This window comes from Tessaracoccus antarcticus, from assembly GCF_003688855.1.
GTDB lineage: Bacteria > Actinomycetota > Actinomycetes > Propionibacteriales > Propionibacteriaceae > Arachnia > Arachnia antarctica.
Map to the genome: position 1 here is coordinate 652,694 of NZ_REFW01000001.1, position 16,682 is coordinate 669,375.

The following is a 16,682-nucleotide window of genomic DNA, read 5'->3' on the forward strand; positions in this document are numbered from 1 at the left end:
GGTCTGGTACGGCCGATCTCACCCGTTACCCTTGAGCTGGGCGTTCGTGCACTCGGCGGCGCCGTTTGACCCGCACCGGCGACCATCCCCCGGCCTCATATAGGAGCGTCCCACGTTGACTGAACCCCTCTGGATCTGGGGACTCACCATCCTGGTGATCATCGGCCTCCTCGCCTTCGACTTCTTCTTCCACGTGCGCAAGGCTCACGAGCCCACCATCAGGGAAGCGGCCATCTGGTCGGGCATCTACGTGGCACTGGCGCTCGTGTTCGGCCTCACCGTGCTGCTGTTCGGTGGACCGCAGATGGGATCGGAGTACTTCGCCGGCTACATCACCGAGAAGGCGCTGAGCGTCGACAACCTGTTCGTGTTTCTGGTGATCATGGGCAGCTTCGCCGTGCCGCGCATCGACCAGCAGAAGGTACTGCTGTTCGGTATCGTGTTCGCGCTCATCGCGCGCACAGCCTTCATCTTCGCCGGCAAGGCACTCATCGAGAACTTCTCGTTCATGTTCTACCTGTTCGGCCTCATCCTCCTCCTGACCGCGGGCAAGCTCCTGGCACCCGAGAAGGAGGGCGACGACGAGGCCAACAACTTCATCATTCGTCTGGCCAAGAAGTACCTGCGCACCACCGACCACTACGACGGCGACAAGCTGTTCACCTACGAGAACGGGCGGCGCGTCCTCACCCCCATGCTCCTGGTGATGGTGGCCATCGGCGGCACCGACGTGCTGTTCGCACTGGACTCCATCCCGGCCATCTACGGGCTGACCACCGACGTCTACATCGTTTTCACGGCGACGGCGTTCTCGCTCATGGGACTGCGGCAGCTGTACTTCCTCATCGAGGGGCTGCTGGACCGCCTCATCTACCTCAAGTACGGACTGGCGCTCGTGCTGGCCTTCATTGGTGTGAAGCTCATCCTCGAGGCGCTCCACAAGAATGAACTGCCGTTCATCAACGGCGGCGAGAACGTGGACGTGTTCACCTTCACTGCCGCCACGTCGCTCCCCGTCATCATCGGCCTGCTGGTCATCACTGTGCTCATCAGCCTCTACAGCAAGCGGGGGCGCGTCACGAGTGTCGTCGGGTCACTGGACCGGCTGGCGCACGCCTACCTCCACACCGAGTACAAGCGCGACGCAGCCGAGCGGGACGAGCAGTGGGCCAAGATCCAGGCCGGTGAACAACGCCTCAGCGGCTTCGACCACGACCTCATCAAGCGGGTCCTGTCGGACACCGGCGCGGATTGGGCGCTGGAGCGCGCCCACAAGCTGCACGACGAATCCAAGAACGCCTAGGACGCCCACGGCATGCAGATTGGTCCCGCCCTCCGGCGGTTGTGGAGGCACGAGCCGTTCCGGCGACTGCTGATCCTGCGGATCCTCAGCCAGGCCGGCGACGGCACACTCCAGGTGGGCATGGCCTCCTACGTCCTGTTCTCCCCGCAGAGCCAGCCGGACGCGTGGGCCATCGCGGGGGTGCTGGCCATCACCCTGATGCCGTTCACGGTGCTGGGACCGTTCGTCTCCACGCTTCTGGACCGTTGGTCCCGGCGCCAGGTCACCGTCACCTCCGACATCATCCGCTCCTGCCTGGCGCTGCTCATCGGCGGCCTCATCGCGTTCGGCCTCACCGGCGGCGGCTGGCAGGTGGTGTTCTACGGGGCGCTGCTGGTGGCCATGAGCGTCAACCGGTTCATGCTGGCCGGGTTGTCCGCGGGGCTGCAGTACACCGTCGAGCCTGACGAGTACCTGACCTCATCGTCGATCATCCCCACCGTGGGGCCGCTGGGTGTGGTGATCGGGGCCGTCCTTGGCTTCGGTGCCCGCGTGGGGCTGGGCCCCGTGCTGGGAGCCAACCGGGCCGACGCCGTCGTGTTCTGGGTGGCGGCCGTGCTGTTCGCTGGCTCGGTCATGGTGGCCCGCGGCTTCCACCGCGACGCCCTGGGCCCGGAGCCCGGACAGCCGCGCAGCACGCCCGGTGAGGTCTGGCGCGGACTCGGCGTCGCCTTGCAACACCTGCGCACCCGGCCCGCCGCGCAGCTCGGTCTGGTGTCGATGTTCTTCACACGACTGCTCTTCGGGCTGTTCAGCGTCACCGTGATCCTGGCGATCCGCAACTACTTCAACACCGATCCCGATGAGGCGCTGGGCGATCTCACGCTGTGGGGGCTGGCCACCGGTGCCGGGTTCATCGTGTGCACCGTGGTGGTGCCGGTCCTGGCACGCCGGCTGGGCCTGCTCCGCAGTGCGATCCTCGTGCTGTGTGTCGGGATGGTGGCGCAGGCGTTGCCCGTGGCCTGGCCCAGCATGTGGGTGCTCTTCGTCGCATCCTTCTTCATCGGCGTGGCGGTGCAGTCGTTCAAGATCTGCGTCGACACCGTCGTCCAGGCGCACATCGACGAGGAGTACAAGGGCAGGGTGTTCGTGTTCTACGACATGGCATTCAACTCCGCGTTCGTCGTGGCGGCCGTGATCGCAGCCGTGACGCTCCCGGACACGGGCCTCAGCGCAGTCGGATTCGCGGTGATGGCGCTCGGGTATGCGGCCGTGGCGCTCGTCTTCACTGCACTGGCCCGTCGGATCGGCACCGCAACCTTCGAGAAGGGCACCGAGGACCTCACCGGTCGCTGAACCACCGGCGACGACACGGTGGAGAAACCGCGACCCATCGGTGGGACTCGATGTCACGCCCGTGGCTCAGTGAGATTCGCCACGGCGGCCAGACATGAACAGCAGAAGCGCTCCACCAGCGGTTGCCACGGCCGCGATGGCGAGGTTGATGGTCCACAGGAGGCTTACGTCGCCGTCGGAGAAGAGCAGAAGCATGGCGGAATTGACCAGCCAGTGGAAGCAGGTCGCCAGAGCGATACGTGGGATCAACGCACGACCGGCCGTCACCACCGCCAGACTCACCGACATCCCCACGGCGGATACCACGAAGACGCCGTACGCGAGGGCGCCCGCCGCGGGGAGCACGTAGAAGTGTCCCAGTCCGAACAGCAGGCCGGTGATCACACCGCTGACCATGACGGTGAAGCGTCTCTCCAGCAGGGGTTGCACCACCCCGCGCCAACCGATTTCCTCGCCAGCGGCACCGAGAAGCTGGAGGCCCAGCACGGCTGCCAGTGGCGCGGGGAGGGTTGCCATCACCAGGGATGGAGCTGGAACGCCCACGAGGCTGCATCAAACTCCTTTCGTGTGCCTGTTGACATGCAATATTTCACTTGCCTATTGTGTACCCGTGGTGGACATCTTCCGGGCGTTGGCGGACCAGACGCGTCGCCAGATCCTGGACGAGCTCGTGGACCGGGACGGTCAGACGCTGTTCGAGATCTGCTCACGGCTGACCATGAAACACGGCAACACATCCACCCGGCAGGCCATTTCTCAACACCTTGGTGTCCTGGAGGCTGCAGAACTCATCCGCTCGCACCGCGACGGACGAACCAAAGTCCACCACCTGAACATCGAACCGCTCCGCGAGCTCGCGACGCGGTGGCTCACCAAAAAGGAGTGATCATGCGCGCACGGCTGCACATCACCAGCGTTTTCGTCGACGATCAGGCGAAGGCCCTGGCCTTCTACACCGAGCAGCTGGGATTCGTCCCCAGAACGGATGTCCCCCTCGGGAGCCACCGCTGGCTGACGGTGGGCGACACGACGGACGGCAACGCTGTGGAACTGCTCCTGGAACCCGACGAGCACCCCGCGGCCAAGGCGTTCAAGTCCGCACTGGTGGCCGACGGCATCCCCTGTACGTCGTTCGCCGTCGACGACGTCACCGCCGCCCACGCCGAACTCGAGCAGCGTGGTGTGCGCTTCACCCAGGCACCCACCTCCATGGGTGGAATGGTGACGGCTGTGCTGGACGACACGTGCGGCAACCTGATCCAGCTCGTCAGCCCCCAATGAGCACGCAGGGGGTCCCGCACCGCCGTCGGTCATCGACGCCAAGCGGCACGCAGTGACCAGGCCGACCCAGCCGCCCGAGCCAACTGCGGGAGTACCCTCTGGTGCCATGGCACACACGAACGATCAGGACCTCATCCGCCGACTGCTGAGCACCCGCGGGCGCTGGGCCGTGGTGGGGCTGTCCCAGAATCCCGATCGGACCGCGTACAGCATTGCGGGCTACCTCCAGAAGCTCGGCATGGACATTGTTGCGGTGCATCCCAAGGCCGAGTCCGTGCACGGCGCCCCGGGGTTCGCCACGCTCGCGGAGGTAACGGGTCCCATCGACGTCGTCGACGTATTCGTCCGTTCGGAGCTTGCCGGTGACGTGGTGGACCAGGCGATCGCCGTGGGCGCGAAGGCGGTGTGGCTGCAGCTCGGTGTGATCGACGAGGACGCAGCCGCGCGGGCCCGGAAGGCGGGGCTGGACGTGGTCATGGACACCTGCCCCGCCATCGAGGCACCTCGGTTGGGTATCGTCTGAGGGCCCGATCAGCCGCGCCAGAGGTGTCCACCGTGCGGAGCCGGACAGTACGCTCGCGAAACGGACCGGGACGCTGCCTGTTTCCGCTCGATCCTGAGGAGTCCTCGTGTCCACCACCCTGCCCGTCATCGCCATCGGAGCCATGGGCGGCACCATCGCCATGACCCCTGCCGCACCCAATGCCCCCGTGCGGCCGGGCCTTGACGCACACGACCTCGTGGCCGCGGCCCCGGGGCTCGCCGATGTGGCGGATCTGTGGGTGGAAAACATCTGCAACATCCCGTCGCCGTCGATCACTGTGGCGGAGGTACTCAGTGCGCTCGACTTCGCGCGACGCTCCGTCGCGGCCGGGGCTGTTGGCGTGATGCTGACGCACGGGACCGACAACCTGGAGGAGACGGCCTACCTCCTTGACCTGCTGTGGGACGAGGAGGCCCCCATCGTGGTGACCGGGGCCATGCGTTCGGCCATGATGCCCGGCGCCGACGGACCCGCGAACCTGTTGGCAGCCGCCATCACGGCCAGCTCCTCCCTGGCCCGCGGAATCGGTGTGCTGACCTGCCTGAACGACACCGTCCACCTGGCGGCGAGGGTGACGAAGTCGTCGTCCATGACCATGCAGGCGTTCGAGTCGCCGGGCTTCAGTCCGGTGGGGCGCATCGTCGAGGGAACGCTCCGCCGACAGTGGAGCCCCGCGACGCAGCGCCCCGCAGCGCTCCCCGTCCCCACAGCCGGCCCCATCGACGTGGCGTTGTTGGAAGCGGCTTTTGGTGAGGACGGCCGGCTCATCTCGACGGCGCACCAGGCCGGATACAGGGGCATCGTCATCGCAGGGTCAGGGGTGGGTCACATGTCAGCGTCCGCCGCCGACGCGGTCTCCGCCGCCATCGCGGACGGGGTGAGCGTGGTGGTGGCGTCACGCACCGCCAGCGGCGGCACCGCCACCGCGATCTACGGCTACCCGGGCTCGGAGGCAGACCTCATTGAACGCGGCGCCGTCATGGCGGGAGACCTGTCACCCCGGAAGGCCCGCTTGCTGCTGCACGTGCTGCTGTCCGCCGATCGCGGGGCGGACGGGATCAGTGCCGAGTTCAACTCACGCGGGCGGGACTGCTTCCCCCGCGCCTGAGGCCACGTCGGCGGAGGAATTCTCAGCCACGACGATGGGGCCGGCGTGTGCGGAGAGGAGTTGCAACACCTGGTCCACCCGGTCGGGCGCGAATCGGTCGTGGGAGTCCTGCACGGTGGAGCGTTTCGCGAACAGGGCGTCGGCTTCGTCCAGGAAGAGGACGTCGCCCTTCCGTGTGGCCTCGGCGAGTATGCGGTCGAGGACGGACGGCGTCTGGTCCTGATACTTCGACATCAGGGCACCGATGTTGACGCGACGCACCTCGGCGGAACGTTGCACGGCAAGATGTTCGGCGCGGAGCGAGGCCGGCGGGATGACACGCTCCCAACGCCCCACGCTGAGGCTGAGGGACTCAACGACGGCACCCGTGCCCGGGTCGGGGACCACGCCGTAGCCACACACCCAGCAACTGTGCAGCGTGTAAGAGATGGAGAGGCCGTCGGACGGGTCGGTGAATGTCAGCCCGACGTCCTTGCGCAGGACGGGGCCCCGGGCCCAGAGGTCCAGCGCAAGATCGTCCCCCAGATCGCGCTCGAACCGTGCGACGTCGGTGGTGGAGCGGCCGGGCACCGTCCGCGAGCTACCCGCATTCTCCCGGAACGTCACGACGTCAACGGTGTCGCGCAGTGGCCCCACGAGGGACAGCCCGCTGACGACCTCGCCGTCCCAGCGCACTTCGATCCCGAAACTCCTCATCTGTTGCCATCCCCTCGCAGGTGTGATCACCTCAGGGTAGGCCTCGTGCACGGCATCCGTGAAGGGTTTCCCGCCGGTTCCTCGGAGCCTGCGCGCCACCGGTGTCAGCTGGGTTCAGGAGGGTGGTTCAGGGGAGGCTTCGTCGGGTCCGTGGTCCACGCCGGGGAGGGGCGATGCACACCATGGATGACTCAGCGACCCAGGAGTCCGCACTCGTGGGCCACCAGAACCAGACCGACGCGGTCGCGGGCCTCCAGCTTGGAGAGCAGCCTGCCGATGTGGGTCTTCACGGTGCCCTCCGCCATGTACAGGCGCTGGCCGATCTCGGTGTTGTTGGCCCCGGCCGCCACCTCGAGCAACACTTCTTTCTCACGCTCCGTGAGGGCGTCAAGACGGTCCGCGCACGGTGTGCTGCCGTCGGGCAGGGATGCGGCCACGTGGTCCAGCAGTCGGCGGGTGGCGGTCGGCGCGACGACGGCGGCACCGCCCGCGACCATGCGGACCGCGCCCAGCAGGTCCTCGGGCAGCGCATCCTTCAACATGAACCCCGACGCCCCGTTGCGCAGCGCCGCGAAGACGTATTCATCGAGGTCGAAAGTGGTGAGCACCAGCACCTTGGTGTCGACGTCGAGCTCGCTGATGAGGCGGGTGGCCTCAGTGCCATCCATCACGGGCATCCGCACATCCATGAGGACCACGTCCACCTGGCGGGTCCTGACCATGGCGACGGCGTCCGCCCCGTTCCCGACCTCGCCGATCACCTCCATGTCGTCGGCGGCGTCGATGAGCATGCGCAGCCCGCTGCGCACCAGGGCCTGGTCGTCGGCAAGGACAACGCGGATCATGCTTGCTCCTTCTGTCGCAGCCAGCTGCGACCCAACTGGGCGGGCATGGGTAGTTGCGCCGACACCTGCCAGCCACCGCCCATCCGAGGACCGGCAGAGAACGTGCCGCCCATGGTCGTCACCCTCTCACGCATCCCCCGCACCCCGGTGCCCGAGGGGTCGATGGTGGTGGTGCCGGCCACGCCGTCGTCGACAGAGCGGATGGCGATGCAATCCGGCTCGAACCGCAGCGTCACCTGGGCCTGCGCCGTCGGTCCTGCGTGCTTGAGGAAGTTCGTGACGCTCTCCTGCACCACCCGGAAAACGGCCAACCCGAGGGAGTCGGGAACCACGGGGTAGTCGTCGGGGATCTCCAGGGTGATGCGATCACCCGCTGCCGCCACCATGTCGGGGATCTGGCGCAGCGAGGGCGTCGGTTCGAACGCTGCATGTTCCTCGCCGCGCAGCAGGGCCACGATCCGGCGCATCTCCCCGATGGATGTGCGCCCGGTGTGGGCGATGACGTCCAGTGCCTCGGCGGAGCGTTCCGGATACTTGGCGGCCATGGCCTTGGCGCCTTCAGCCTGCACCACGATCACGGAGAGGGAATGGGCCACCACGTCGTGCAGTTCTCGTGCGACGTCGGTGCGGGCACGGTCGTCGGCCAACTGGGATGCCTGCTCCAGCCGTGTGGTGCTGGCGGTGAACCGCTCCTCCGCCAGGGCACGGTCCAGGAGGTCGGACCGGTGCATTTCCTGCAACCTGCGCCCCACGAGGTACGCCACGGCCACCAACGCCAGGCACAGCGTCATCAGCAGCGCCCCGGCGGCGAACCGCTGTTGCAGCGGGATGTTCCCCAGCCACGACAGGGGACCCGCCACCGAGCCGATCGCCCCCACCGCCAGGACCGCCCAACCGAGTGGCCCTTCGCACCAGCGTGCGACGGAGTACACGATGACCAGCACCGTCACGATGGCGGGGCTGGGCCCGTCGAGTTGCAGCACCATCCCGGTCCCGGCGACGGTGCACAGCAGCACCGAAAGCCACGGCACCACGCGGCGGAACGCCAGCGACGCCACCATGAGACCGGGCCACAGGATGGTGGGCAGCAGGTCCGCCGGACGCAGCCACCACATGGGCGCGACAAGCATCGCAAACGCGCCCACCGCCACGAGCGCGTCGACGCCCATCCGGCGGCGGTCCTTCGACAAGCCGGTGCCTACCATGCCCGCAAGCCTAGAGGTCGGGCCCGGGGAGAAGGATCAGACCGGGGGCCTTCATGGGCGGACCAGGGTCTGATCAGGGGTTCCACGGGTGACCCACCCCTACGCCCGTCGGTACTGTTGCGGACATGATGCGCAAGTTCTTCTGGTTGCTCACAGTGGTGGCCACGACCTCCGTCGTCTTCAGTTTCATGGATCGTCGGAGGGCCAAACAACGCCGGGAACTCTGGGCTGAGGCCACGGACCCGCTCTGATGCTGAAGGTGCTGGTGCTGTCGGACACGCACGCGCCGCGGAGGTGGAGGGGGGTGCCTGAGACGCTCAGGAAGCCGCTGGAACACTGCGACCTCATCCTCCACGCGGGCGACGTCTGCACCACCGACGTCCTCGACGAGCTCACCACCTTCGCGCCAGTCCATGCCGTGCTGGGCAACAACGACGGCGACGACATCGCGGCCTGGGGTGCACCGCTGGAGCAGGAACTGGAACTGGAGGGTGTGCGGGTGGCGATGATCCACATCGCCGGACCCAAGCAGGGTCGTGGTCGCCGGATGGGCCTCCAGTTTCCCGACTCTGACATGGTCGTGTTCGGCCACTCGCACACGCCGGTGGACATGGTGGAGGCCGGCACACACCTGTTCAACCCCGGCTCGCCCACCGATCCCCGACGTGAACCGATGGGCAGCTACGGCTGGTTGGAACTGGACTCAGGCAGCGTGGTGTCCCACCGCATCCATGTCATCCCCCGGCCGCCCCGTGCCACGTCGCGAACAGGCACCCCTTCCTGAGCTCAGGGAGGCGTCCCAGACACCATCCGGCAGGTCGTCGCCCGGCCCCCATGCAGGCGTGGATGACGGCCGCGTGCTCGGTAGATCCACGCCTGTGGGGAGTGAGTCTGACGTGACGGGAGTATTCCAGACCGGCTTTCGTGCGGGGCCTGCACGCCGGGGAAATGTTCATCCTCCCGTGGCGGTAGACTCGACACCGATGAAGAGGAGGGTGCCCATGGGGCTCAATCACCAACAGATCGGCGAGGTGGCCGAGCGCACCGGCCTGTCCCTGCGCACCATCCGCTACTACGAGGAAGTCGGGCTGGTCACACCATCGACCCGCTCCCAGGGCGGGTTCAGGTTGTACAGCGAGGTGGACGTGGCTCGGCTGGAGCTGGTCAAGCGGATGAAGCCGCTCGACTTCAGCCTTGAGGAGATGGGCGAACTGCTCGGGGTGCTCGATGCGCTTGAGTCGGACGCACCGCACGTCGAGGAACGCGAGGCCCTGCTGGAGCGTCTGGCCACATTCCGACGTGCCACCGAAGTGCAATGCGTGAGCCTGCGTTCCCAGCTCGAGTCCGCTGAGGGCTTCGCCAGCAGCCTTCGTCGGGAGATCCGGCGTCAGGCCCGCGTCGTGGCGCAGTCACGTTGAGCACGCCGACGAAGGCCGCGACGGCGGTCGTGGGGCAGAGTTCGCGGCGGCGGAGCATTGCGGTGATCTCCCACCCGGATGCTGGGAAGTCCACACTGACCGAGGCGTTGGCCCTGCACGCCCACGTGATCAGCGAGGCCGGGGCCGTGCATGGCAAGCACGGGCGCGCGCGAGTGGTCTCGGACTGGTTGGAGATGGAGCAGAAGCGGGGCATCTCGATCACTTCGGCAGCGCTCCAGTTCGCTTTCGAGGACGTTGTCATCAACCTCCTGGACACTCCGGGTCACGCCGACTTCTCCGAGGACACCTTCCGGGTGCTGACCGCGGTGGACGCTGCCGTCATGCTCCTGGATGCAGGCAAGGGTCTGGAACCGCAGACCCTGAAACTCTTCGAGGTGTGCCGGCGCCGCGGTGTCCCGGTCATCACCTTCATCAACAAGTGGGACCGGCCGGGCCTCGATGCGCTGGCCCTGTGTGACGAACTCGAACAACGGATCAACCTCCGCGCCACCCCCGTGACCTGGCCGATCGGGGAAGCGGGTCACTTCCAGGGACTCCTGGATGCACGCACGAAGGACGTGACGCTCTACTCGCGCGCATCAGGTGGCGCAACGCTGGCCGATGAGCAGCACCTCAGCCTGGACGCGGCCCGGACGGTGGTGGGCCCCGATCTCGACGAGGCACTCGACTCCCTCGGATTGCTCGAGCCCCTCGACCTCGATTCTTTCCGTGCCGGTACCACGACCCCGTTGCTTTTCGGCGCCGCTCTGTCGAACATCGGTGTGCAACAGCTCCTGGATGTCATCTCCGAACTCGCGCCGCCACCGTCGGCCCGCGTCGACAACGATGGAACCGAGCGCGCCATCGCTGCCCCCTTCAGCGGCTTCGTGTTCAAGATGCAAGCGGGTATGGACCCCCACCATCGTGACCACGTCGCCTACGTCCGGGTCTGCTCCGGTGAGTTCCAGCGCGGCATGATCGTCACCCACGCAACCTCTGGTCGGCCCTTCGCCACCAAGTACGCGCTGTCGGTCTTCGGCCAGGCACGAGAGACCATCGAAACCGCCTACCCCGGCGACATCGTGGGGCTTGTCAACGCCACCAACCTGGCGGTGGGAGACACGCTGTATGCCCCCGGACCGGCGGTGACGTTCCCACCGATGCCCGTCTTCGACCCGGAGCACTTCGTCACCGCGCGGGTGACCGATCTGGGCCGTTCCAAACAGTTCCGCCGAGGGATCGCCCAACTGGAGAAGGAGGGTGTTGTCCAGGTCCTCACCTCCGAGGCCCGCGGCGACTCCGTTCCCATCCTGGCGGCGGTGGGACCCCTGCAGTTCGAGGTCGCGGCCTTCCGGATGGAACACGAGTTCAACGCCCCGATCCACATGGAGCCGCTGAGCTTCACCCTGGCCCGGCGAACCACCGACGCCGATGCCCAGCTGCTGGCCGGCCGCCATGGCATCGAACTGACCCGCCGCTCAGATGGCACAATGCTTGCTCTCGTACGGGATGTGTGGAGGCTCAAGACATTGCAGCGTGAGGCGCCGGGACTCGTGTTCGAACGACTATCTGCCGTCTCGCGATGATCCGCCCCACAAGGATCGGACCTCCCCGCGTCGCGCATGATCCCATCATTGACCCATAACAGACCACACCACTATTCAACCCAGGGCCCAACGGCCCGCACCACGGAGGCTCAACGCTCATGCCCACAACCCATCATCAGAAACTCTCCGCCCCGCCGCCGCTGCGCCGCGGTGCGCTGCGCATCACCCCACTCGGCGGTCTCGGCGAGATCGGGCGCAACATGACCGTCTTCGAGCACGCCGGCAAGCTCCTGGTGGTGGACTGCGGGGTGCTGTTCCCGGAGGATCACCAGCCGGGTATCGATGTGATCCTGCCGGACTTCTCGTCGCTGCTCGGACGTCTCGACCAGATCGAGGCCATTGTGCTGACCCACGGTCACGAGGATCACATCGGTGGTGTCCCGTACCTGCTCAAGGAACGCGCCGACATCCCGGTGATCGGATCCCAGCTGACCCTGGCGTTCATCGAGGCCAAGCTCAAGGAGCATCGCATCCGTCCTGTGACCGTTCAGGTCGCAGCGGGTGACCTCCACCAGGCGGGGCCGTTCGGTCTCGAGTTCGCGGCGGTCAACCACTCGATCCCGGATGGTCTGGCTGTGGCAATCCGCACCGAGGCCGGTCTGGTCCTCAACACCGGCGACTTCAAGATGGACCAGTTCCCGCTGGACGACCGGATCACCGACCTGCGCGCCTTCGCGCGGTTCGGAGAGGAGGGGGTCGACCTCTTCATGACCGACTCCACCAACGCTGAGGTTCCGGGTTTCACCACCTCTGAGCGGGAGCTCATGCCTGCGATCGACCAGGTGTTCGCCACGGCTCCGCGGCGGATCATCGTCTCGAGCTTCGCCAGCCACGTGCACCGGATCCAGCAGATCCTTGACGCCGCACACACGCACGGCCGCAAGGTCGCATTCGTCGGACGCTCGATGGTGCGCAACATGGGCATCGCCAGTGATCTCGGCTACCTGAACATCCCCCGCGGCCTGGTGGTGGACTTCAAGAAGCTGGGGTCCATGCCTGACCAGAAGGTGACGCTCATCTGCACCGGGTCCCAGGGTGAGCCGCTGGCGGCGCTGTCGCGGATGGCGAACGGTGACCACCAGATCCGGGTGTCCGAAGGCGACACGGTGCTGCTGGCCAGCTCCCTGATCCCGGGCAACGAGAGTGCCATCTACTCGATCATCAACAAGCTCACCGATCTCGGCGCCAAGGTCGTCCACAAGGGCAACGCCAAGGTCCACGTCTCCGGCCATGCCAGCGCCGGTGAACTCGTGTACTGCTACAACATCGTCAAGCCGCGCAACGTCCTGCCGATCCACGGCGAGTCCAAGCACCTGCACGCCAACGCCGAACTGGCGATCCGCACGGGGGTTGCCCCTGACCGCGTGATCGTGGCCAAGGACGGCATGACGATCGACCTGGTCGATGGTCGGGCCAGCATCTCCGGCAGGGTCCAGTCGGATCTGGTCTACGTCGACGGAAAGACTGTCGGCCGCGCCACCGAGGACACGCTGCAGGAACGTCGGTTGCTGCGAGAAGGCGGCGTCGTGACGGTACTCGCTCTGGTCAACCCCTCCACCAACACCCTGGCTGAGCCGCTGGAGTTCCTGAGCAAGGGTTTCGTGCTCGACGACCACACCTTCGACGGTGCGGCCGGCGAGGTCACCAGGGCGCTGAAGAAGGTCACTGGGCGCAAGCTCGACGTCGAGCAGCTTGAGGCGACCATCGGCGGAGCCGTGGCTCACTACATCGAGCGCACCCACCGCCGCGCACCTGTGGTCATCGCCATCGTCGTCGACGCCTGAGTTGGTCACATCGTCAGGAGGGCCCGCGCCCGCGGGCCCTCCTGACGAGCGTTGGTGCGGCACTCCAGGGCATGTCGGCAGTGCCGACGAGCCTCAGTAGCCGAGCATGGCCTTGCGGATGGGCAGCCAGGCGATGGCGTCGCGGACCGCGTCGGTCTCCGACAGCTGTGCCTCCCAGCCGAGGACATCATGGGCCTTCTTGCTGACCGTGTAGACGCCGGCGACGTCACCGGGGCGTGAGTCGCCGAACTCCACCTGCAGCGGGTCGCCGCTGATCTCCTCGAACGCGGCGGCCAGTTCCTTGACGGTCACGCCATTGCCGGTGCCGATGTTGAACTTGTCGTAGTTGGTGTCAGCGGTCGCCTTGTCGAAGTTCTCCAGGGCGGCGACGTGGGCGCGGGCCAGGTCCCAGACGTGGATGAAGTCGCGGATGCCGGAGCCGTCGCGCGTGGGCCAGTTCACACCGGTCACCGTGAAGGTCTCCTTGTTGACCCAGGCCTCGAGGAGCTTGGCCAGCACGTGGCTGGGCTTCTCGAGTTGCTGACCGGAGCGCATCTTGGGGTCGGTGCCGATGGGGTTGAAGTAGCGCAGGCTGAGCATGCGGACGTCGCTGGCGGCCGCAAAGTCCTCCATCACCATCTCCACCATGTACTTGGTGCGGGCATACGGGGAGCCGGGCTCCAGCGGGGAGGCCTCAGTGACGATGAAGTGCTCGTCGGGGGCGTAGATGGATGCCGAGGAGCTGAACAGGAAGCGTTGGACACCGCCCCGCTGCATGGCCTGCAGCAACGTCAGCGTCTTGGCGACGTTGTTCTCGTAGTAGGACAGGGGCTCATCCACGGATTCCGGGACGATGATCTTCGCGGCGCAGTGCACCACGGCATCGACTGTGTGCTCGCTGAAGAGGCGATCCAGCAATTCGTTGTCCGCGATGTCACCCTCGTACAGGGTGCGCTCGCCGACGAACTCTCGACGGCCCGTGGAGAAGTCGTCGAGGATGACCACGTCATGACCCGCGTCCTCGCAGGCCGAAGCCACGGTGCTGCCGATGTATCCGGCTCCGCCAGTGATGAGTACCTTCATGCTGTCCTCTCGAAAGACTGAGCCTCCATCCTAGGACCGACCTTGCGCGGGGGCCGGGTGGACCCGTGAAGAGGACGATCCAGTTGCGCGGTCTGACAAGATGGAGGCGAGTCATCGACGACCACTGAGGAGTGCTGGACATGGCCGACTGGAAACAGCTCGAACCCGCAATCACCGAGGTCCTCGGGAAACTGCCCGACAATGCGTATCTCGCCATCCGCAGCAACGCCTGCCTCATGCAGTTCGCAGCCCTCGAAGGCGGTGCCGGCCGCGTGCTGCGCGCCGAGGTCTGCCGTGACTCACCCGAAGACGAACCCAGGCTGCGGGACCGTGGGTGGGAACTCGTCGACACGTGGTCCGGGTTGTGGCGTCGAGACATCCCCGCCGGCTCGGACAGGGATGCCCAGCAGGCGCTGGTGCGGGAGTCCATCAATGCTCTGCGCCTGTCCTTCGGGGTCCAGCAGCCGGAAGGGTTCACGTACCTGTCGTGGCAGGAGTCGCCGCCCAAGGTCGGGTGGCAGTTCTGGAAGTCAGGCGAGGACAAGGACCTCCAATGGGCCGACCTCGGCCTACCCAAGGGCAAGGACAAGGCCGACTGAATCGGTCGCTTCGGGGCCAGCGCCCCATCGAGATGCCGGATCCCTCGTCGCGCCGCCACTCACGGAGCGGATGCCCTCAGTGGGTGATCTCGTAGCTCAGGAGCTTGGCACGGTCGATCTTTGAGGTCGAGCCCTGCAGCGCCAGGAGCTCCGCGTAGATGCCGCCTGAGAGCGCCAACTCTCCTGGGGTGCCGATCTCATCGACCCGGCCGTCACGCAACGTGACGATCCGGTCCACCGAGGAAATGGTCGACAACCGGTGCGCGATGATCAGCGTCGTCCGCCCCTGCATCAGCTCCTCCAACCCGGCCTGGACGAGACGTTCGGACTTGGTGTCCAGGGCTGAGGTGGCCTCATCCAGCACCAGGATGGGGGCATCCTTCAGCAGCGCGCGGGCCACGGAGATGCGCTGCTTCTGGCCCCCGGAAAGCTTGATGCCACGCTCGCCGATCTCGGTGTCGAAGCCCGCCGGCAGCTTCTTGATGAACGGCAACGCGTTGGCGCGACGCACGGCCCGCGTGAGTTCCTCATCCGTGGCGCCCGGCCGCCCGTAGGCCAGGTTCTCCCGAATGGTGCCGGAGAACAGGGACGCGTCCTGGAACACCACGCCAATCTCGCGGCGCAGCGCCTCGGTGGGTACCTCGGTGACGGACTGGCCGTGCACCTCGATGGTGCCGCAGGTGGGGGCATACAGCTTCATGAGCAGGTTCACGAGCGTGGTCTTGCCGCCCCCCGACTCGCCCACGAAAGCGACCTTCTCGCCGCGGTGGATGGCGAGGTTGATGTTGCGGAGGACCAGTGCGTCGTCGTCGTAGCCGAAGCTGACGTCGTCGAAGTTGATGACGGGGTCGGTCTCCACCCACTGCACCGTCGCCGACGCGTTGGCTTCCAGCGGGTTGTTGGGCTCATCCAGCTCACCCATCACCTGGAAGTACTCGTGGCTGCCCGTGATGGCGCGCTGCCAGCTGTCCACGAGGTAGCTCATGGACTCCACAGGCTGCTTGGCCAGGTTGACCAACTGGATGAGGAGCACCATGGTGCCGATGTCGAACGTGCCCTGGGCCGTCTGGACGAAGATCACGGCGTAGAGCCCGAAGAAGACGACGTCGAGGGCCCCGCGCCGCGCCACGTCCATCGTGTGCCAGAACTTCGACTGTTCCCTCGTCAGGGTGACGGTGTCTTCGTACTTGGCCGTGAAGGCATCCAGTTCGGAGCGTTCGGTGACAAACGACTTCACGACGCGCATCTGTCCGATGACCTCGGCGAAGCGACCCCCGGCGACGTCATACAGGTGGTTCTTCTTTCGCTCCCAGACCTGCCACTTGCGCGACGTGAGGGCGGTCAGCCCCACGAAGGTGGGGTAGATGACGATGAGCATCAACGCCAGCCACGGTGAGTGGATGCCGGAGATCACCAGCACCGCCACGACGGTGATGAGGGTGGTGAAGAACCCGTTGGCGAACATCTTCAGGAAGTCCGTGATGGACGTCAGCGAACGGTTCAGCCGGGAGATGAGTGTGCCGGTCAGCTCGGAGTCGTAGTAGCGCTGCGGCAGGCGGAGCAGCTTGTGGAAATAGTTGGCCGACAGGATCACGCGCAGGCGGGTGCTCATCAGGTCGCCCATGTAGCCGCCGATGTTGGACACCAACGAATTGGTCAGCATGATGCCCAGCAGCGCCAGCGCCAGCCACAACAGCGTCGAGACCTGGCCCTCGCCCTTGGTGGTGATGGACACCACTTGGTTCGTGGCTTCGGCGATCACGAACGGGGCCATGAGCGCGGCGACGGAGGTCACGACAGCGGCCACGACGATGCCGACGTACAACGGCCACAGCTCGCGGGCGGTGCCCATGATCTTGATGATGCTCTTCATT

The 16,682-nt window shown here is 66.4% G+C and carries 18 protein-coding genes; 12 read left to right on the forward strand and 6 right to left on the reverse strand.

What is annotated here, in order from left to right; all coding sequences use genetic code 11:
- Window positions 1-115: 115 nt before the first annotated feature.
- Together EAX62_RS02755 and EAX62_RS02760 are read left to right on the forward strand one after the other, a co-directional pair.
- On the forward strand, window positions 116-1,303 hold the full coding sequence (locus EAX62_RS02755; protein WP_121900120.1) for a TerC family protein: 1,188 nt from the start codon (window positions 116-118) through the stop codon (window positions 1,301-1,303).
- Window positions 1,304-1,315: 12 nt separating this feature from the next.
- Complete coding sequence (locus EAX62_RS02760) at window positions 1,316-2,638, forward strand: MFS transporter (protein ID WP_121900121.1); 1,323 nt, start codon at window positions 1,316-1,318, stop codon at window positions 2,636-2,638.
- Window positions 2,639-2,704: 66 nt separating this feature from the next.
- Here EAX62_RS02760 and EAX62_RS02765 read toward each other — a convergent pair whose 3' ends face one another.
- Entirely contained in the window at window positions 2,705-3,154 is a 450-nt protein-coding gene (locus EAX62_RS02765; protein WP_147453982.1) for a CPBP family intramembrane glutamic endopeptidase, read from the reverse strand.
- Window positions 3,155-3,248: 94 nt separating this feature from the next.
- Between EAX62_RS02765 and EAX62_RS16830 the strand changes: the two genes are divergently transcribed.
- From EAX62_RS16830 to EAX62_RS02785, 4 genes are all read left to right on the forward strand, one after another.
- Window positions 3,249-3,524, forward strand: coding sequence for an ArsR/SmtB family transcription factor (locus EAX62_RS16830; protein WP_199711078.1), 276 nt, complete (start codon window positions 3,249-3,251; stop codon window positions 3,522-3,524).
- Between the two features lie 2 nt (window positions 3,525-3,526).
- Complete coding sequence (locus EAX62_RS02775) at window positions 3,527-3,919, forward strand: VOC family protein (protein ID WP_121900123.1); 393 nt, start codon at window positions 3,527-3,529, stop codon at window positions 3,917-3,919.
- A 106-nt stretch (window positions 3,920-4,025) separates the two neighbouring features.
- Window positions 4,026-4,442, forward strand: a complete 417-nt coding sequence (locus EAX62_RS02780; protein WP_121900124.1) for a CoA-binding protein — start codon at window positions 4,026-4,028, stop codon at window positions 4,440-4,442.
- Between the two features lie 106 nt (window positions 4,443-4,548).
- Complete coding sequence (locus EAX62_RS02785; RefSeq protein WP_199711079.1) at window positions 4,549-5,571, forward strand: asparaginase; 1,023 nt, start codon at window positions 4,549-4,551, stop codon at window positions 5,569-5,571.
- Here EAX62_RS02785 and EAX62_RS02790 read toward each other — a convergent pair.
- The 3 genes from EAX62_RS02790 to EAX62_RS02800 form a co-directional block, all read right to left on the reverse strand.
- Window positions 5,539-6,267 (reverse strand): AAA family ATPase, encoded by a 729-nt coding sequence (locus tag EAX62_RS02790; RefSeq protein WP_147453983.1) that lies wholly within the window; start codon window positions 6,265-6,267, stop codon window positions 5,539-5,541. The genes EAX62_RS02785 and EAX62_RS02790 overlap by 33 nt on opposite strands.
- A 191-nt stretch (window positions 6,268-6,458) precedes the next feature.
- Window positions 6,459-7,112: a response regulator gene (locus EAX62_RS02795; protein WP_121900126.1), complete on the reverse strand. Its 654-nt coding sequence runs from the start codon at window positions 7,110-7,112 to the stop codon at window positions 6,459-6,461.
- Window positions 7,109-8,317, reverse strand: coding sequence for a sensor histidine kinase (locus tag EAX62_RS02800; protein WP_121900127.1), 1,209 nt, complete (start codon window positions 8,315-8,317; stop codon window positions 7,109-7,111). The genes EAX62_RS02795 and EAX62_RS02800 overlap by 4 nt, the downstream gene beginning before the upstream one ends.
- A 125-nt stretch (window positions 8,318-8,442) precedes the next feature.
- Between EAX62_RS02800 and EAX62_RS17280 the strand changes: the two genes are divergently transcribed.
- The 5 genes from EAX62_RS17280 (at window position 8,443) to EAX62_RS02820 (ending at window position 13,126) form a co-directional block, all read left to right on the forward strand.
- Window positions 8,443-8,568 (forward strand): hypothetical protein, encoded by a 126-nt coding sequence (locus EAX62_RS17280; protein WP_267897960.1) that lies wholly within the window; start codon window positions 8,443-8,445, stop codon window positions 8,566-8,568.
- On the forward strand, window positions 8,568-9,101 hold the full coding sequence (locus EAX62_RS02805; RefSeq protein WP_267897961.1) for a metallophosphoesterase family protein: 534 nt from the start codon (window positions 8,568-8,570) through the stop codon (window positions 9,099-9,101). The genes EAX62_RS17280 and EAX62_RS02805 overlap by 1 nt, the downstream gene beginning before the upstream one ends.
- Window positions 9,102-9,300: 199 nt before the next feature.
- On the forward strand, window positions 9,301-9,735 hold the full coding sequence (locus tag EAX62_RS17285; protein ID WP_199711080.1) for a MerR family transcriptional regulator: 435 nt from the start codon (window positions 9,301-9,303) through the stop codon (window positions 9,733-9,735).
- Window positions 9,732-11,321 carry a peptide chain release factor 3 gene (locus tag EAX62_RS02815; RefSeq protein ID WP_233557783.1) on the forward strand — a complete coding sequence of 530 codons (1,590 nt, stop codon included), beginning with the start codon at window positions 9,732-9,734 and terminating at the stop codon, window positions 11,319-11,321. The genes EAX62_RS17285 and EAX62_RS02815 overlap by 4 nt, the downstream gene beginning before the upstream one ends.
- A gap of 119 nt (window positions 11,322-11,440) precedes the next feature.
- Window positions 11,441-13,126 (forward strand): ribonuclease J, encoded by a 1,686-nt coding sequence (locus EAX62_RS02820; protein ID WP_121900130.1) that lies wholly within the window; start codon window positions 11,441-11,443, stop codon window positions 13,124-13,126.
- Window positions 13,127-13,219: 93 nt separating this feature from the next.
- Here the strand turns inward: EAX62_RS02820 and galE are convergent, their stop codons facing one another.
- Window positions 13,220-14,209, reverse strand: coding sequence for a UDP-glucose 4-epimerase GalE (galE, locus tag EAX62_RS02825; RefSeq protein ID WP_121900131.1), 990 nt, complete (start codon window positions 14,207-14,209; stop codon window positions 13,220-13,222).
- A 140-nt stretch (window positions 14,210-14,349) separates the two neighbouring features.
- Between galE and EAX62_RS02830 the strand changes: the two genes are divergently transcribed.
- Complete coding sequence (locus EAX62_RS02830; protein ID WP_147453984.1) at window positions 14,350-14,808, forward strand: TY-Chap domain-containing protein; 459 nt, start codon at window positions 14,350-14,352, stop codon at window positions 14,806-14,808.
- A gap of 76 nt (window positions 14,809-14,884) precedes the next feature.
- On the opposite strand, the gene EAX62_RS02835 is transcribed toward EAX62_RS02830, so the two are convergent.
- On the reverse strand, window positions 14,885-16,681 hold the full coding sequence (locus EAX62_RS02835) for an ABC transporter ATP-binding protein (protein ID WP_121900133.1): 1,797 nt from the start codon (window positions 16,679-16,681) through the stop codon (window positions 14,885-14,887).
- Window position 16,682 lies beyond the last annotated feature (1 nt).

Excerpts from the sequence above, each read along its gene's own strand:
- EAX62_RS02820 (WP_121900130.1), top strand. The coding sequence starts at position 11,441 with ATGCCCACAACCCATCATCAGAAACTCTCCGCCCCGCCGCCGCTGCGC.
- EAX62_RS02835 (WP_121900133.1), bottom strand. The coding sequence starts at position 16,681 with ATGAAGAGCATCATCAAGATCATGGGCACCGCCCGCGAGCTGTGGCCG.
- EAX62_RS02805 (WP_267897961.1), top strand. The coding sequence starts at position 8,568 with ATGCTGAAGGTGCTGGTGCTGTCGGACACGCACGCGCCGCGGAGGTGG.
- EAX62_RS02760 (WP_121900121.1), top strand. The coding sequence starts at position 1,316 with ATGCAGATTGGTCCCGCCCTCCGGCGGTTGTGGAGGCACGAGCCGTTC.
- EAX62_RS17280 (WP_267897960.1), top strand. The coding sequence starts at position 8,443 with ATGATGCGCAAGTTCTTCTGGTTGCTCACAGTGGTGGCCACGACCTCC.
- EAX62_RS02765 (WP_147453982.1), bottom strand. The coding sequence starts at position 3,154 with ATGGCAACCCTCCCCGCGCCACTGGCAGCCGTGCTGGGCCTCCAGCTT.
- EAX62_RS17285 (WP_199711080.1), top strand. The coding sequence starts at position 9,301 with ATGAAGAGGAGGGTGCCCATGGGGCTCAATCACCAACAGATCGGCGAG.
- EAX62_RS02790 (WP_147453983.1), bottom strand. The coding sequence starts at position 6,267 with ATGAGGAGTTTCGGGATCGAAGTGCGCTGGGACGGCGAGGTCGTCAGC.
- EAX62_RS02780 (WP_121900124.1), top strand. The coding sequence starts at position 4,026 with ATGGCACACACGAACGATCAGGACCTCATCCGCCGACTGCTGAGCACC.
- EAX62_RS02775 (WP_121900123.1), top strand. The coding sequence starts at position 3,527 with ATGCGCGCACGGCTGCACATCACCAGCGTTTTCGTCGACGATCAGGCG.
- EAX62_RS02795 (WP_121900126.1), bottom strand. The coding sequence starts at position 7,112 with ATGATCCGCGTTGTCCTTGCCGACGACCAGGCCCTGGTGCGCAGCGGG.
- galE (WP_121900131.1), bottom strand. The coding sequence starts at position 14,209 with ATGAAGGTACTCATCACTGGCGGAGCCGGATACATCGGCAGCACCGTG.
- EAX62_RS02830 (WP_147453984.1), top strand. The coding sequence starts at position 14,350 with ATGGCCGACTGGAAACAGCTCGAACCCGCAATCACCGAGGTCCTCGGG.
- EAX62_RS02800 (WP_121900127.1), bottom strand. The coding sequence starts at position 8,317 with ATGGTAGGCACCGGCTTGTCGAAGGACCGCCGCCGGATGGGCGTCGAC.